This is a genomic window from Pontibacter sp. LHS1 (genome assembly GCF_058932855.1).
This window is the reverse complement of record NZ_JBZYWF010000007.1, coordinates 269,164-285,387: the sequence shown is the minus strand read 5'-3', so window position 1 is coordinate 285,387 and position 16,224 is coordinate 269,164. Positions and strand designations below refer to the sequence as shown.

The 16,224-nt window shown below is 51.2% G+C and carries 15 protein-coding genes; 4 read left to right on the top strand and 11 right to left on the bottom strand.

Annotated elements, in window-relative coordinates:
• Positions 1-32: 32 nt before the first annotated feature.
• A complete protein-coding gene (locus tag AC5FXQ_RS15325) occupies positions 33-1,361 on the top strand; it encodes an MFS transporter (protein WP_493603295.1) in 1,329 nt (442 codons plus the stop codon).
• Between the two features lie 74 nt (positions 1,362-1,435).
• Here AC5FXQ_RS15325 and AC5FXQ_RS15320 read toward each other — a convergent pair whose 3' ends face one another.
• The 4 genes from AC5FXQ_RS15320 to AC5FXQ_RS15305 all read right to left on the bottom strand — a co-directional run bounded on the left by AC5FXQ_RS15320 (position 1,436) and on the right by AC5FXQ_RS15305 (position 7,030).
• Complete coding sequence (locus AC5FXQ_RS15320; RefSeq protein ID WP_493603294.1) at positions 1,436-4,021, bottom strand: lytic transglycosylase domain-containing protein; 2,586 nt, start codon at positions 4,019-4,021, stop codon at positions 1,436-1,438.
• 200 nt (positions 4,022-4,221) lie between these two features.
• Positions 4,222-4,866: an O-methyltransferase gene (locus tag AC5FXQ_RS15315; protein ID WP_493603293.1), complete on the bottom strand. Its 645-nt coding sequence runs from the start codon at positions 4,864-4,866 to the stop codon at positions 4,222-4,224.
• Positions 4,867-4,979: 113 nt separating this feature from the next.
• Positions 4,980-6,212 (bottom strand): M16 family metallopeptidase, encoded by a 1,233-nt coding sequence (locus AC5FXQ_RS15310; RefSeq protein ID WP_493603292.1) that lies wholly within the window; start codon positions 6,210-6,212, stop codon positions 4,980-4,982.
• A 65-nt stretch (positions 6,213-6,277) separates the two neighbouring features.
• On the bottom strand, positions 6,278-7,030 hold the full coding sequence (locus AC5FXQ_RS15305; protein WP_493603291.1) for a hypothetical protein: 753 nt from the start codon (positions 7,028-7,030) through the stop codon (positions 6,278-6,280).
• Between the two features lie 162 nt (positions 7,031-7,192).
• Here AC5FXQ_RS15305 and AC5FXQ_RS15300 point away from each other — a divergent pair, with 162 nt between their 5' ends.
• The 3 genes from AC5FXQ_RS15300 to AC5FXQ_RS15290 all read left to right on the top strand — a co-directional run bounded on the left by AC5FXQ_RS15300 (position 7,193) and on the right by AC5FXQ_RS15290 (position 11,513).
• The gene (locus tag AC5FXQ_RS15300) at positions 7,193-8,191 is read left to right on the top strand and encodes a glycosyltransferase family 9 protein (protein WP_493603290.1); all 999 of its coding nucleotides are present in this window, start codon (positions 7,193-7,195) and stop codon (positions 8,189-8,191) included.
• A 187-nt stretch (positions 8,192-8,378) separates the two neighbouring features.
• On the top strand, positions 8,379-9,671 hold the full coding sequence (locus AC5FXQ_RS15295) for an aminopeptidase P N-terminal domain-containing protein (protein ID WP_493603289.1): 1,293 nt from the start codon (positions 8,379-8,381) through the stop codon (positions 9,669-9,671).
• 387 nt (positions 9,672-10,058) lie between these two features.
• Positions 10,059-11,513 carry an OmpA family protein gene (locus tag AC5FXQ_RS15290; RefSeq protein ID WP_493603288.1) on the top strand — a complete coding sequence of 485 codons (1,455 nt, stop codon included), beginning with the start codon at positions 10,059-10,061 and terminating at the stop codon, positions 11,511-11,513.
• 165 nt (positions 11,514-11,678) lie between these two features.
• On the opposite strand, the gene AC5FXQ_RS15285 is transcribed toward AC5FXQ_RS15290, so the two are convergent.
• The 7 genes from AC5FXQ_RS15285 to AC5FXQ_RS15255 all read right to left on the bottom strand — a co-directional run bounded on the left by AC5FXQ_RS15285 (position 11,679) and on the right by AC5FXQ_RS15255 (position 16,120).
• Complete coding sequence (locus AC5FXQ_RS15285; RefSeq protein WP_493603287.1) at positions 11,679-12,602, bottom strand: aspartate carbamoyltransferase catalytic subunit; 924 nt, start codon at positions 12,600-12,602, stop codon at positions 11,679-11,681.
• 7 nt (positions 12,603-12,609) lie between these two features.
• Entirely contained in the window at positions 12,610-13,158 is a 549-nt protein-coding gene (gene pyrR / locus AC5FXQ_RS15280; RefSeq protein ID WP_007656227.1) for a bifunctional pyr operon transcriptional regulator/uracil phosphoribosyltransferase PyrR, read from the bottom strand.
• Between the two features lie 77 nt (positions 13,159-13,235).
• Positions 13,236-14,714, bottom strand: a complete 1,479-nt coding sequence (locus AC5FXQ_RS15275; RefSeq protein WP_493603286.1) for a hypothetical protein — start codon at positions 14,712-14,714, stop codon at positions 13,236-13,238.
• Between the two features lie 105 nt (positions 14,715-14,819).
• Positions 14,820-15,224, bottom strand: a complete 405-nt coding sequence (locus tag AC5FXQ_RS15270) for an EVE domain-containing protein (protein ID WP_007656233.1) — start codon at positions 15,222-15,224, stop codon at positions 14,820-14,822.
• 51 nt (positions 15,225-15,275) lie between these two features.
• Entirely contained in the window at positions 15,276-15,467 is a 192-nt protein-coding gene (locus tag AC5FXQ_RS15265) for a hypothetical protein (protein ID WP_493603285.1), read from the bottom strand.
• Positions 15,468-15,476: 9 nt separating this feature from the next.
• Positions 15,477-15,701: a hypothetical protein gene (locus tag AC5FXQ_RS15260; RefSeq protein WP_493603284.1), complete on the bottom strand. Its 225-nt coding sequence runs from the start codon at positions 15,699-15,701 to the stop codon at positions 15,477-15,479.
• A 20-nt stretch (positions 15,702-15,721) separates the two neighbouring features.
• Positions 15,722-16,120, bottom strand: a complete 399-nt coding sequence (locus AC5FXQ_RS15255; RefSeq protein WP_493603283.1) for a hypothetical protein — start codon at positions 16,118-16,120, stop codon at positions 15,722-15,724.
• Between the last annotated feature and the right edge of the window lie 104 nt (positions 16,121-16,224).

Sequence of the window (16,224 nt, the reverse complement as noted above, 5' to 3'; positions counted from 1 at the left end):
AATGCACGAACAGGTAAAAGCGTAAAACAGGTATGGCAGAAGCGGAAGATTCAGGGAGGCTAGGGGGCATGTTCCGGGCACTGCGCTCGCGCAACTACCGGCTGTTCTTTACGGGTCAGGGAATTTCGCTCATCGGCACCTGGATGCAGCAGATCGCCATTAGCTGGCTGGTATACCGCCTCACCGACTCGGTGTTTCTGTTAGGTGCTGTGACCTTTGCTAACCAGATCCCTTCCTTTTTGCTGGGGCCTTTCGCCGGTGTGCTGGCCGATAAGTTCAACCGCCACCACGTGCTGCTGGTCACGCAGTTTCTGTCGATGCTGCAGGCAGGCACCTTGGCTACGCTGGTACTCACCGACACGGTACAGGTATGGCACGTGCTGGTGCTCATGGCCTTGCTTGGCACGATCAACGCCTTCGATATCGCCACCCGGCAGGCTTTTGTGGTGCAGCTGGTCGAAAGACGCGAAGACATCAGCAATGCCATCGCTCTCAATTCCTCTATGTTCAACATGGCCCGTCTGGTTGGTCCTTCCATAGCAGGGTTGCTGATTGCCTGGGTAGGAGAGGGTGTCTGTATCCTGATCAATGCTGTGAGTTACATTGCCGTACTGGCCTCTTTGCTGATGCTGCGACTGGAGCCTTTTGTGAAAGAAGTGCGTCAGGGCAACGTGTGGGAGTCACTTCGCCATGGCTTTTCCTATGCTTTCGGCTTTCCACCCATTCGGGCGCTTATCCTCATTGTTGGCCTGATCAGCCTGTTCGGAATGCCTTTTAGTGTGATGCTGCCGGTGTTTGCCCGCGATATACTGCAGGGTGGTGCCAATACGCTAGGTTACCTGATGGGCGCATCCGGTTTGGGAGCTTTGTCCGGTGCGCTGTTTCTGGCACAACGCAAGTCGGTAATCGGGCTTGGTAAGGTGATCGTGTTCACCATGACCTTGTTCGGTACGGCGCTGATGGCGTTCTCTTTCTCCACGATACTCTGGCTATCACTGATATTAATGCTGTTTACCGGTTTTGGTATGATCGTGACCATGGCCTCCTGCAACACCCTGTTGCAAACACTGGTGGATGATGACAAACGGGGCCGTGTGATGAGCCTTTATGCCACTGCCTTTATGGGGATGGCCCCACTGGGAAGTATGCTGGCCGGCTCTGTGGCAGAGCAAATAGGAGTGGCCTATACCTTGCTGGGCTGTGGTTTGCTGTGTGCGATCAGTGTCATCCCTTTCGCCTGGAACCTGAGCCGCTTACGACAGATGGTGCAGCCGATCTACGAGCGCCTGGGCATCGTGCCGGAAATTGCCACTGGACTTCGTACTGCGAGCAAGTTAACGGCCCCTCCGGGGAAGCGCTAGGTGCAGCTATACCCTATAACCACAAGAGCCAGCTGCAACAGCTGGCTCTTGTGGTTTGATACTCCTTCAGAAGACTACTTTTTCCTTATTGTCAGTTTATCGCCGGGCTTCACGTTGAAATCTGATTTGCCGTTCCACTCCATGATGTCCTTGATGGTGACGCCATACTTGCGGGAGATCTGGTAAAGGCTCTCGCCGGATACTACCGTGTGTTGGGTGCTGGCGCCTGAAAACGTTTCTGCTGGAGCCTCTTCCAGGTCTTCATTTGACCCGGCTGCCTCAGCTGGAGCCGTTACGCGTAATTGCTGCCCGATAGATAGCGCTGAGCTGGAAAGGTTGTTCCATGCCTTCAGCTCGTTCACTGTTACATTATACTTGCGTGAAAGTACGTAAAGTGACTCACCGGATGCTACCGTATGGATCTCAGTTTTTTCTTCCGCAGTTGGCGCTTCTGACTTCGCCGCAGCATTAGGGGCAGATTCCTCAGGTACTGTGAGGGGCTCTGCGATGATGAGTTCCTGACCGATCTTGATTGGAGCATCACCCAGGTTGTTCCAGGTCGTGATATCGGTTACAGTCACAGCGTACAGTCTTGATATAGCCCACAAGGACTCACCTTGCTTCACTACATGGCGGGTAGGCTTGTTTGCTGGAGCCGCCTTTTCTTTAGCTGGTGTGCTGGCCTGCGCATTTTTAACTGGCTCAGGCCTGGCAGCTGCTGTTTTAACTGGTTCAGCTTTGGCAGGCGTAGTCTTTTGGGTTTCACGTGCTGTGCTGGCAGTTTCAACCGTTTTTACTACTTCCTCTTCTGTTTCTATTTCCTCGTTTCCAGAGAAGCCAACAAATACATCTTCGCTCAGACCCGCTGCCCATTCCGCATTTTCCTCTTCCGTCTCTTCGGTCTGCGCTTCCTGAAGTACTTCTTTCTGCTCTTCGGTTTCCTGAGCTTTCTTGCCAGGGTATAGCGCCGCAGTTTTTGGTTTTTCAGTAGCTGCTGGTGTTGCCGCCTTCTGCTCTGGTTTAGGTTCCGCAGCTTTTACCTCCTGCTCAGGTGCCTTCATAGCCGGTGCAGGCACCGAATCATTCTTCGTAGTAGTTGCCACCTCGGCTGTCGTTTCCTCTTTGGCTGTGGCTGGTGCTGTTTCTTTAACAGGTGTGGCAGGAGTAGCTGTTTCTTCTGCCTGCTTTGTTGTGGCAGCCGTTTGTGTTTCCTGTTGCTCAGGCTCCGTTGCCTGGCCTTTCAGTTTGTTCCAGCTTCTTTTGAAGCGGGTCAGGAAATCATCTTTCTGCGCCGCAGGCTCTTTTGATGCAGGTTCTGCCTTCGTTTGTCTGGCAGAAGCGGTGGTGGTTTGAGGCGTATTTTCAGCTGCAGCCATCACTGGTTTGCTGCTGGCAGGCACGGACTTCAACTCACGCACTTCAATGGCTACCTTGGCCGGACGACGCTTCTGGAGCCAGAGCACGCGGCCCGGTACCGGTACTTCGGCACGCTTCATGCGGTTTTTGAATTGCAGATAATCCATGCGGATGCCATAGAATTGGGCAATTTCCTGCATGGTCTCCCCGTGCTGCACCACATGGTACTCTGTGTCAGCATTCAGTCGTTTGGCCTCAATGTAATAAGCTTCGCCTTCCTCAAACTTGTCGAAGTCGCGCATGTCGTTGAAGCGAAGAAGTTTGCGGGTTGTAATACCAGCTTTTAGTGCCAGTTTGTCTTTGGTGTCGCCTTTGCCGGCTACGATTGCTTTCAGGTTGTTGCGCTTGATGATGCTGCCTGCTGCCGGTGCGGCAGCCGTCTGGCGGGCAGGTGCTGTACGAACCGGCTCAGTTGACGCCACTATGCCTGGCTCGGTTGTATGGCGAACTGGTAGCATCACATAATAGTCTTTGTCGGCAGGTATGGTGCCTCCCAAAAGCCACTTGTTATACTTCTCCAGCTCAGAGGGATCGGTTTCATGGGCTAATGCAATGTCGGCCAGACTCTGACCGGGAGTGGCGCGCAGCTCACGCAGTGAAACCACTGGCGGAGCGCTCTTTCCGATAAAGCTGTCGTAGGCTACCTTGTGCGCCAGGAAAGTCAGCAGGTATGGGTCAGATTTTTCGGTTATGTCCATCTTTTTGCTCCCCTTATCCGACTCCCTGGTATAGGCTTTGGCGCCAGAGTAACCATGGTAGTAGGAGAGCAGCGTATTGAACCAGTTGTTGTAGTAGTTATTGCTACGCTTAAAATAGCGGGCAGCACCGCGGCTGGCCTCTACAATATGCCGACGCTCATCCACGATGTGGTCCATGCGCAGGTTGAAGTCCAGGGCAGCTTCTTTCTTGAACTGCCAGTAACCAACCGCATTGGAGGTTGACACGGCATCGCCGCGAAGTCCGCTTTCCTGCAGGGCCAGGTATTTAAAATCATCCGGAACGCCTTCTTCCTGGAAAGTACGCTCGATCAGTGGGAAGTAGGCATCGGCCAGCTCCACCTTCATCTGGAAGTATTTCGGACTGCGGTGCAGGGCGTCTACTTTTTTCTGGATCTCTTCCTGCGCCTTGGGTGAAATGCGCAGGTGAATGTCACCGAAATACAGGTTGTGAGGCACGGTGACAGTTTGTGCCATAGCAAACAGTGGCAGAAGCAGGAGCAGCAATAATGGTAATGGTCTCTTCATAAAGGTAAACAGGTAAAATAAGCGAAGCTATCCACAAAAAGGCTACAGTATATGTTGAAACAGATGTTGATAACTCTTTAAGGTATAGTGTGTTCTCTATATAGATATACTCTTGCAAAATTAACGCAATTTACCCCGCATTCTAAAGCTTAGAACGAAGTTATTTTATAGAAATTTTTTGCTGTGGAAAAGTAGTGGGGTTACTTTTTGCGGGCTACCATCAACCCGTCCCGCACAGGCAGCAGAATGTTTTCTACCCGCGGGTCATCCTGCACTTTTTTGTTGAAATCCAGGAGGGCTGCCGTGTCTTCGTCGAGCTTCTTGCGGTACTTCTCCAGCACCTTGCCGCTCCAAAGTACATTGTCGGCAATGATGTAGCCGCCGGAGCGTACCCGGTCGATCACCAGGTCATAATAAGCAGCATAATTATACTTGTCAGCATCGATAAACACCAGATCAAAGGTCGCATCGATGGTTGGGATGATCTCCAGCGCATTGCCGATGTAGTATTTCACGCTCTCGCTCAAGCCTGCCTCTTTGATATAGCCCCGCACCATGTCTTCCAGCTCTTCGTTGATGTCGATGGTGTGCAGCGTGCCGTCTTCCTGCAAGCCCTCAGCCAGGCAAAGGGCGGAGTAGCCAGTATAAGTGCCCACTTCCAGGACTTGTTTCGGGCGGATTATGTGGGAGAACATGGAGAGCAGGCGCCCTTGCATATGACCAGACAGCATGCGCGGCTTCATCACATTCAGGTGCGTCTGGCGGTTTATCTTGTGCAGCAGTTCCGACTCCGGTGAGGTATGCTCCTCTGCGTACTGCTGTAGCTCTTCGTCTAGGAATTCCATGTCGTGAATTGTTAAGTGATGATTGTTGATAGTTAATGGCCTCTTATTGACTGCTTCTGTTGCAGAGTGACTGATTGAAATTAGGTGAACATCAGACAATCAGCAATCAGTAATTAATTAGGTACGTAATTCAGGAAGCTTAGCTTCTCCTCACGCAGCACATCGTTGGCAATGTCGATCAGGTCTTTGGCGGTGGTATTTTTGATCTGGTCAAAAATCTCGTTCAGGGTGTCGATGTGGCCCTGGTCGAGGATGCTCTTGCCCATCATCATCATCAGGCCCATGTTGCTTTCTTCGGCCATAGCCAGCTGACCCATTAGCTGTTCTTTGGCAGTGTGCAGTTGAAGGGATCCCAGCTGTTTTTCGCGGAGTTTCTTCAGCTCCTTCAGCACAAGAGAAGTGGTGCGTTTCAGCTGCTTTTTCTCTGTACCGAAATAAATCGACAGCAGACCTGTGTCTATGTATGTAGCGTAGTTGGCATCGATGGTATACACGAGGCCGTGCTTTTCGCGCACAGCCAGGTTCAGACGCGAGTTCATGCCCGGGCCACCCAGCAGGTTCACCAGCATAAAGAAAGGTATACGGCGCTCATCGTTAAGTGCATATGCCGGGGAGCCAATTACGCAATGCGCCTGGGAAATCGGTTTCTCGAATGTCACCGTCTTAGGTGTGTACTGTTCGAAGACAATACGCTGGCGTGGCCTGCTGATGTGCGGAATGTCAGCCAGGTATTTCTCTGCCAGCTTCACCACCTTCTCAAAAGGCAGATTGCTTACCGAGCAAAACACAAGGGCCTCAGTGCTCAGGTTGTCTTTGATAAAGCGCTGGAAATCGTCTTTCTTAAAGCCCGATACGCTCTCTTTTGTGCCCAGTATGTTGTTGCCAAGCGGATGACCGTCGAACACCACATTGTCAAACTCGTCTACGATGGCCTCTTCCGGTGTGTCCAGGTACATGGCCATCTCCTCGAGTATCACGCCGCGTTCTTTTTCTATTTCCTTCTCAGGGAAAACAGAGTGGAACGTGATATCAGTGAGTAGTTCGAAAGACTTCTCGAAGTGTTTATCGAGGACGGAGCTGTAAAAGCAGAGCTTCTCCTTGGTGGTATAGGCGTTGAGTTCGCCGCCCACCGACTCCAGTCTGTTCAGGATGTGGAATGACTTGCGCTTGGCGGTGCCCTTGAAAGCCATGTGCTCCCAGAAGTGGGCCAGGCCCAGCTGTTCAGGCTGCTCGTCGCGGCTGCCTATGTCCAGGATAAAGCCGCTGTGCGCAATTTTGGTATGTAGTACTTGTTTGTGAACGATACGAATACCGTTCGGCAATGTATGAATATGATAATCAAGCATTCAGTTCGCAATTAGCCTGCAAAGATACGCAAAATTACCAAAATTGGCCGCTTGCCTTTCGAATGTTAGCGGTCGAGGCTACGACCGCCTACGTTGATCACAAAGCCCAGCGAAAACACGGAATAGCCTGCCGTGAGCGCCTTGCGGTTGCGCAATCCGAAGTTGCTGCCGCTGGTATACTGCAACTGTACTGAAGGGCTGAGCACCATGCGGGTATAGAAAATCGGCTCCAGGAAAATGTTGTCTTCGTTAGGCTGCTCCACCCCGTTGAGCAGGTGCTTGTTCATATTGACATAGCTCACCCGCAGAGCGGTGCCGTAGTTGAGTGGGTATTCGTTACCGAGGATTCTTAGTGATTTTTTCTTCTTGGAAGTGAAGTTAACCTGCGTGAAATATTTGCTGAAACCAGCTTCGCGACGGGTATAGGTCATCACACCTTCTTTTTCTTCCTTCTCGGTGCGGTCGCTGCTGCCACCGCCAAAGCCACCATATACCTCCAGCACCCGGTTCTGATTCGGTCCGAAGGTAGTAAAGTAGCCAGCACCCGCCTCGACCAGGTTGTGACGGAAATCCCGCTTCTTACGCTCCTGGTTCAGCATAGAGCCGTTCAGCATTACCCCGATGTTGTCGGTAACAGCGTAAGCCGTGTTAAAAGTGATGTTGCCCTTTGGCGTAATGTGGCCAGCAGCACTCAGTTCGCCCTTCTCGGTGAAGATGGGCACATTGGGTACATTGGGCATGTAAGTAGACACACAGCCTGTGGTCAGGAAAAGGAGGGCGGATGCAAGAAGTTTAGTTGGGTGTAATAGTGCTTTCATACGGGTAAGCGTGGCTAAAAGAACTGCTAAACTAACGCTCCTGTGGCTAAGAAGAAAAATATTTTTGTTCTTTTCCGTGAAAGGAAGTGCCGGTCTATACCTGCAGCATTCTGACTTTCAAGTCTAGCTGCATTGCTGTAGCTTTGCGGCAGCTTATACCTGATGAAAAAGATCCTGATCATACAGACTGCCTTTCTGGGCGATGTGGTGCTGGCAACTGGCCTGGTAGAAAAACTGCATGCCCACTACCCGCAGGCACAGCTCGATTTTTTGCTGCGCAAAGGCAACGAATCGTTGCTGAAAGGACACCCGCTGCTGCGACGAGTATTGATCTGGAACAAACAGGAAGGTAAGTACAAGAGCCTGCTCCAATTGTTGAAGCAGATTCGGCAGGAGCGCTACGATCTGGTCGTGAACCTGCAGCGCTTCGGAGCCACAGGTGTACTCACCGCCCTCTCCGGTGCGCGGGAGACAGTTGGCTTTGACAAAAATCCTTTCTCGCGCTTTTTCACGCGTCGCTATACCCACGATGTGAACTCGGGGACGCATGAGGTAGAACGCAACCACCTGCTCATCGCTAGTCTCACCGACGGGCAGCCAGCCAAACCCAGGCTATACCCTTCTTCTGAAGATTTTGCCAAGGTGCAGCCGCTGAAGCAGGAGCCTTTTATCTGCATGGCGCCTACCTCAGTGTGGTTTACGAAGCAATACCCGCTGGAGCAATGGGTGGAGCTGCTCGACCAGCTAGGCGACAGGTATAAGGTATACCTGCTCGGGGCTCCGGCCGACAAGGCGCATTGCCAGGAGATCATCGGCAAGACCAACAACCAGCGGGTAGAGAACCTGTGCGGACAGCTCAACCTGCTGCAGTCGGCGGCGCTCATGCGCGACGCGGTGCTCAACTACGTGAACGACTCCGGTCCCATGCACCTGGCCTCTGCGCTGGATGCTCCTACCTGCGCCATCTTCTGCTCTACGGTGCCACGCTTTGGCTTTGGGCCACTGGCAAGTTTCGCAGCTGTAGTCGAAAAAGAAGACCCACTTTACTGCCGCCCCTGTGGCCTGCACGGATATAAATCCTGCCCGGAGGGGCATTTTAAATGTGCAAAAGATATCCGTACCGGGCAGCTGCTGGAAGTGCTCACATCATGCACCGCATAAGGGTGTTAGGACAGCGATTACAGTATGATTAGCGAAGCATTGCGCCTGGGCCTACAGCACCTGTTATATTAGGTTTTTTCTATAAAGGTGTTTGGACTTGCGATAAAAGTGCTACATTTGCAGTGCAAGTTCTTCAGACCTATAAACCTGACGAACCACAGTGCCAAGCTACTATACCTACAAAACTATGAAATACCAGCCCATCGACAAGGAGCTGTTCTGCCATAACAGACGCAATTTTGTGCGGCAGCTCAAGCCTTCTTCTCTTGCTGTTTTTCATGCTAATGATGTGATGCCAACCAATGCGGATGGCACCATGGCGTTCCGCCAAAACAGCGACCTCTTCTATCTTTCGGGAGTAGACCAGGAGGAAAGCATTCTTTTGCTTTTTCCGGACGCCCGTGACGAGCGCATGAAAGAAGTGCTGTTTGTACGCGAGTCGAACGAGCACATCATGGTTTGGGAAGGGTATAAGCTTACCAAAGAGCAGGCCCGCGAAACTTCAGGTATAGCCACTGTGCTGTGGCTGAAGGATTTTAAACAAGTGTTCAACAGCCTGATGGCTGAAGCCGAGCACGTATACCTGAACACCAACGAGCACCTGCGTGCCGTGGTAGAGGTGGAGACGCGCGATGCCCGTTTCATTAAATGGTGCCAGCAGGTATACCCACTGCACCGCTACGAACGCAGCGCTCCTATCATGCACCAGCTGCGTGCGATCAAATCTGAGAAAGAGATAGAGCTTATCCGCAAAGCTTGCGATATCACAGAACTAGGCTTCCGTAGACTGCTGCAGTTTATTCAGCCCGGAGTGATGGAGTATGAAGTGGAGGCGGAGATATACCACGAATTCCTGCGCAACCGTTCACGCGGCCCGGCTTACAGCCCGATCATCGCATCGGGTGAGAATGCCTGCATCCTGCATTACACCGACAACAGCCGGGAATGCAAAGACGGTGACCTATTGCTGATGGACTTTGGGGCCGAGTATGCCAACTACGCTGCTGATATGACGCGCACTGTGCCTGTGAATGGCAAGTTTACCAAGCGCCAGCGTGAAGTATACGAGGCGGTACTGCGCGTGATGAAAGCTGCCACCCAAATGCTGGTGCCCGGCAATTCGCTTGATCAGTACCATGCCTTTGTGGGAACGGTAATGGAAAATGAGCTGATCGGGCTTGGTTTGCTCAACGAAAGCGATGTCCGCAACCAGGATCCGTCTAATCCGCTATACAAGAAATATTTTATGCACGGCACCTCCCATTATTTAGGGCTCGACGTGCATGATGTGGGCAGTAAATACCGGCCTTTTGAGGAAGGAATGGTGTTCACCTGCGAACCAGGTATTTACATCAGAGAAGAAGGTATAGGGGTGAGGCTTGAGAATGATATACTGATTACCCGTAGCGGGCCAGTGGACCTGATGAAAAACATTCCGCTGGAGGCCGATGACATTGAAAGGCTGATGCAAAAGCGCTAATGGCGTGCGTAGTAAGGGTTTACATATAACTACTCGCAGCCTTTTTTATTGTATTTACGTTAAAAAACAGATGCTTTGCATTAATTAATGTTGAGCATACAACCCACAACTCGTAATGAGGGTTGAAAACAAAGAGATGCGGCTTTGTAACTATCAGGAAAAGCAGTGCAAACATCGCATCGGAGTAGATTTAGAATTTAAGCTGCTAAGGCCATTTTTTTATACATTAACAAAATGCTTTTGCTTATGGATATAAACTACAACAATGCAATGACTACCCGCCTGACGTATCATAATATACGTTCCGTCTGTTTTTTTATAGAAATATAAAAAAACTTACCTGAAAATATGTACGTATTGTCATATCAAAATATACTTTTTAAAATTATGCGAAAAACTCTAACGAAACTATTCACAACTGCTTTTGCACTTGTATTCCTGCTGTCTGCCAATACAGAGGTACTTGCGCAAAATGCTGACCAACGGACAAACCTCCAGATTTATGGAAGTGCGCTCCAATATAAAGGTGATTTAGGAAACAACTGGTGGAAAGACAAAATGGGCTGGGGAGGCGGCGTATCGCTGAATCAATACCTGAGCCCGTCTTTTGATGCCGGTTTGCACCTGAGCTACGGTAACACCGAATTTAGCAGATTCGGATCCACTATGGATACCAAAATCGGTATGGCGATGCTCGGCCTGAGACTGAAAATGTATGGCAACATCCTGAAAGAGGATGCCTTTATCGGTCCATACCTATCAGTTGGTGGCGGTGCTCACTTTGTAAGACCAGAAGGTACTTCGCCAACTGGTACCTATGAAGATAACTTCGTTGCAGCAGCTGCTTTTGGTGGTGCCGGTCTGCGTTTCAGATTCTCTGAAAACATCAGCCTGTTCCTGGAAACAAGAGCTCACTTCACTAGCAATGACCGCTACGACAATATCGAGTCAAACATCAACGACCGCTTCCTGCAGCACAACATCGGCCTTGGCATAAACCTGGGTAAAGCTAAAGATACTGACGGCGACGGTGTGCCTGACAGAAGAGACAAGTGCCCGGATACTCCAACTGGCGTACAAGTTGACAAAGACGGTTGCCCTATTGACACTGACGGTGACGGTGTGCCGGATTACCAGGACGAATGTCCAACTGAAGCTGGTGTAGCTAACCTTGGTGGTTGCCCTGACCGTGACGGTGACGGTGTAGCTGACAAAGACGATCGTTGCCCAGATGAACCAGGTACTGCTGCAACACAAGGTTGCCCAGACAGCGATGGTGACGGCGTTCCAGATATCGATGACAAGTGCCCAGACACACCACGTGGTGTTCAGGTAGGTGCCGATGGTTGCCCAGTTGACTCTGACGGTGATGGTGTTCCAGATAACGAAGACCTTTGCCCTAACTCTCCAGGTACTGCCGAAACGAAAGGTTGCCCTGAGCTTGACGAGCGTACTAAGAAACTGATCGAAGAGAAAGTTCGCTTCGAGTTCGACCAGGCTCGCGTACAGGACGGTTACCGTCAGCTGCTTGACAGCATCGTGGTAGCGCTTGAGAAATACCCTGACCACGTACTGTTGATCAAAGGTCACGCTGACCACATCGGTTCAGAAGAGTACAACCAGGCACTGTCTGAGCAAAGAGCTCAAGCTGTGAAGGACTACCTGATCCAGCGTGGTGTACAGAACCCAGACCGCTTGGTGACAAGAGGTTATGGTGAGACTCAGCCGATCGTGAAAGTTAACACCAGACTTTCTAAAGCCAGAACTGCAGCAGCCCGTGCTCAGAACCGACGTGTCGGTTTCGAGATGAACACGCCGGATATGCAACTGAATCTGGAGTAACATAACTAGCCGTTAAGGTTAAACGTTAAAAGGCCCCGCAGATTGCTCTGCGGGGCCTTTTTGTTTTTGTTCAGATCATTTATTCAGCAGCAATGCCTGCTTAGTAATAGCAATGCCGCTGCACCTCAAGAACTTTGATGACAAATGAAATTGAAGGGCGTAAACTTACTTCTTCGAAGCCAGCAGGTATAGCACCGCCATACGGATGGCAACGCCGTTCTCTACCTGATTGAGAATGATGGAATGATGGGAGTCAGCGGCATCGGAGCTAAGTTCTACACCGCGATTGATAGGACCGGGGTGCATAAGCACGATTTCTTTGTCGAGGCTGTCGAGCATTTTCTTGTCGATGCCATAATAGAGTGTATACTCACGAAGGGATGGGAAATACTTCATCTGCTGGCGTTCAAGCTGAATGCGCAGTACGTTTGCTACATCGCACCAGGCAAGGGCTTTGCGAACATCAAATTCCACTTTTACGCCAAGCTCTTTGATATACTTGGGTAGCAGTGTAACTGGGCCGCATACCATCACTTCGGCACCGAGTTTTTGGAGGGCGAAGATGTTAGATAAGGCTACACGCGAATGCAGGATGTCTCCAATAATGACTACTTTCTTGCCTGCTACTTCGCCAAGCTTTTCACGAATGGAGAAGGAGTCGAGCAGGGCCTGGGTAGGATGCTCGTGGGTGCCATCGCCGGCGTTTACAATGTTGGCGTCAATGTGGCGGCTCAGAAAGTGCGGCGCACCCGGGCTGGAGTGACGCATCACGATCATGTCCACTTTCATGGCCAGTATATTGTTAACCGTGTCAAGGAGGGTTTCGCCTTTCTTGACAGAACTACTGCTGGAGGAGAAGTTAATCACATCAGCAGAGAGTCTCTTCTCGGCCAACTCAAAGGAAAGACGGGTGCGGGTAGAATTCTCGAAGAAGACGTTGGCAATGGTAATGTCACGCAGCGAGGGTACTTTCTTGATGGGCCGGTTCAGAACATCTTTAAAGTTATCAGCGGTCTCGAAAATGAGTTGAATATCTTCTGCTGTAATGTCTTTGATGCCGAGTAGATGCCGGACGCTGAGCTCTTGCATGGGTGCTTTATTCTTCGTTTTTGGTCACTAACCAGATATTGTCTTCTTGCGTGTCGGACCCTTGCCACTCCACCAGCACCCGCTGCGATTGCAGGGAGTTGACGCGTCGGCCCACATAGGTTGGCTCAATGGGCAGGTGACGGCTGTAGAGGCGATCGATCAGCACCAGCAGCTCCACATTGGCCGGGCGCCCGAAGGAGATCATAGCATCCATCGCGGCCCTAACCGAGCGACCAGTATAGAGCACATCGTCTACCAGGATCACCTTTTTACCTTCGATCAGAAAGTCGATGTGCGTGGCGTTGGCAGCCAGTGGCGTTTCTCTTCTTCTGAAGTCGTCGCGGTGGAAAGTGGTGTCGAGGTAGCCGGTTGGAACAGTGGTGCCCAGAATGGCTTTCAGGGTGCTTTGGATGCGTTGTGCCACCTGGCGTCCACGTGGCTGTAAACCGATGATCACGGAATCAGAAAAGTCACCATGGTTCTCGATGAGCTGGTGGCAAAGGCGCATCACCATGATCTCGAGCAACTGGTGGTTTACGATGAGTCTTTTCTGCATGGCCTGGGGGTCTTGGTTGCAAATATAGGATGTTCGGCTGAATTGTTAAATTGTTAGATAGCTAAATGGCTAAATTGTCAGAAACTGATCTTGTTGATGTAAAAGACCGTGCGGTTGGGACCATTGGGCACGCGTATGCGCTGGAAACCGAAGGCGGCAAAATGGGAGCCATACCAGCGGATCAATCCCGGCATATCTGTGGTGAGTATTTTTTCTTCTTTTTCGTAGGGCAGGAGCTCCACAGAAGTTTCCTTATCTGTAAACTTGTTCTGCTCCATCTGGCGATAGATGATCTTGCTGCGATCAGGGTAGGCCATCACGACACGTCCATCCGGTAGGCCGGCGACCTCCACGGCATGTGTCAGATCAGGGGTTAGCACATCACGGAGCGGAAAGGTGTTGTCCCACAGCAGGATGCCATCCCGATCAAAACCCAGGGCAATGGCGTGCGTGCGCTTGTAAGCCTGTGCAACCCGCTCCAGTCCCCTCACACGACTGTCAAAGTAGCCACTGCTGCTACGGTACTGTGGAAAGTAAACCTCTGCGGCCAGTACGTATCCGTTAGGTGTCTGGATCAAATCGTGCAGGAGCATGCGGTAGCGCTGCAACGGCTCTTTGCCGGCGGCGATGCGGGCAAACTCACGTTTGCGGGTGCGCTCTTCACGACGGGGCTTCATGTACTTAAAAAAGTTCTGGAGATCCAGCAGCGAGTAAAACTCACCTTCCACGATCTTGGAGATGACAGGCGCCGTGAAAAAGCCCTGAACAAAGCGAAGATCACGTACCCCATACGTGCCGATGAGCATACGGGAGAGCGTGTCGCCGGGAGTGATCTCAGCGTTAAGCAAACTCTTGTCCTGAGGCTGCAGGATAAAGTAGTTCTGCTGCAGTTTGCCGTTGGAGTCAAAGCTTTTCACCTGCAGGCGCGATATCCGGCGGTTGGTTTCGGCCAGCACCACATCTACACGGCCGTGCACGTGGTCGGTATGCAGGTCTGAGAAAGAAGACTCGTCGCCGTAAAGTGCGGGCAGCATAACAGGCTGTGGTTTCTCAGGGTCCAGGTATAGCAGGCTTGGCTTTGTGTCGTAGCTGTTGCCAGTGATCAGGAAATGATTCCCGCGCAGTACATTGAGTTCATAGATATACTCTGCCTTTTCGAGCACGATCTCGCTCATGGTCAGAGCGCCACTGCCCAGGTGGAGCCGCACAAAGGTATAGAGTGTAGGTTTGGCTGCCTGAAAGATGAGATAGGTATAGGGGGCCTCGGTATAGTGGCGTATAAACTCAAACTCAGGCTTCAGGTCTAGCTTGCTTGTCCATACCCGTTCCAGCTGTGCGTCGTATTTTTCCAGGGTAAAGTCAGGTTCCTTTGCCCAGGTATCGGATTTGCGGCTGTAGACAAGCAGACTGCTGTCTGGCAAGGCCATCACTTCTACGTGACTGTTTTCGAGCTCATAGGGTAGCTCCAGGCGCACGGGCTGGCTAGGCTCCTGGGCCCATAGCAGGGCAGGTGCCAGCACAGCAAAGCAGAACAGCAAAGGGCGCAGGTATAGCATGTTACAATCTCGGGCTGCCGGCTGGCAGAAGGTATAAGGCAGTTAAATGCTTTGTACTCTTTTTTGTAAAGTAACGTTGTGCCTGCGTGCGACAGGCCGCCCAGATCAGTTGCCCAGGGCGAGTAGCACGTCAAACTCCTCGGCTTTGAGCGGCATCACCGACAGGCGCGACTGGCGCAGCAGGGCAATATTCTCAAGGCGCGGGTCTTTCTTGATCTGGTCCAGTGTTACGGGATCCTTGAAGTCACGCACGGGCACCAGGTCCACGGCCATCCACTTAGGGTCGTCGGCGGTTGGGTCAGGGTAAGCGGGTTTGTCCACTTTGGCCATTCCCACGATCGCTTTCTCAGACACACTGTGGTAAAACAGCACCAGGTCGCCGGGCTGCATCTGCTGCAGGTTGTTGCGGGCCTGGTAATTACGAACGCCATCCCAGCAGGCACGGCCTTCTTGTACAAATCTGGCCCAGGAATAGGCCTCAGGTTCTGATTTTACTAACCAGTATTGCATGTGTAAGGTATAGGTAAACGAATCTAAAAAATCTGTTGAAGAAGTTTCTGACTACAGCCGGCCGATGCGCTTCAGGTAAATACCCAGTTCTCCAAATAGCAAGCCGATCAGGAAACCACCTGTGAAACCGGCAAAGATGCGCGGCACGTAATCGGTGTAGACAATGACAAGTGTAGCGACTAGCATAAGCACCATGATCATCAGTCTTGTTTTGCGGGACAGGCTGGCGAAGGTATATCTCATGATTGAAAATTAAGCTTTGTATTTACGATAGTTTCGTCTTCTAAAGTATAGCGCCACTTCGCCTATGACGACGGCTAACAAAAGCCCTCCTGCAAAACCTCTGGAGAAGTTGGCCAAACCTTTTGAGTATCCTGCAAAGTTATCTGAATAGGCCATTGCAATAGCCACCAGCAGAAGCAAGGTATAGGTAATCAGGCGAGTTCTAAGGGATACTTTCTCTATGGGCCTTTCCATAATGAGCTATCTTTAAAATGCTAGTCCTGCACATCAGGTGTTACTCTCACCTTGAGCACATTATCCTTTAGCGACACTACTTCCATGGTATAGCGCTGCTCCGGGTGGCCGTTGCCCTGGATGTGTACCAGGATAGTGTTCTTGTCCTTGTACTCCCAGATGCCGATATGTTCTTCCAGTCCATCGGCAGGGGCAATTACATATTGCTTGGCCACGCCTTCGGGCTCCAGCGCAAAGCCGGTCCGACCTCTTGAGGGCGGAAAATCATAGGTGTTGGGGCGGTACACAAGCACCTCATCCTCATCCTCTTCATAAGAGTGTAACCAGGTTTGGCCCAGGAGTTCGGCCTCTGCCTTTTTACGGCAGGTGTTGGCCAGCAGCATGAGGCACAAAACGCATAACAGCGAAGCGTATTTCATATTTTTTGTTTGTATGCTTCTTTCAGAAAGAGCTAAATATATAGCTAAGATAGGGATTTCCTGCTTTATATAGAAGCCCCATTATATAAAAGGCCGCCGGGCAG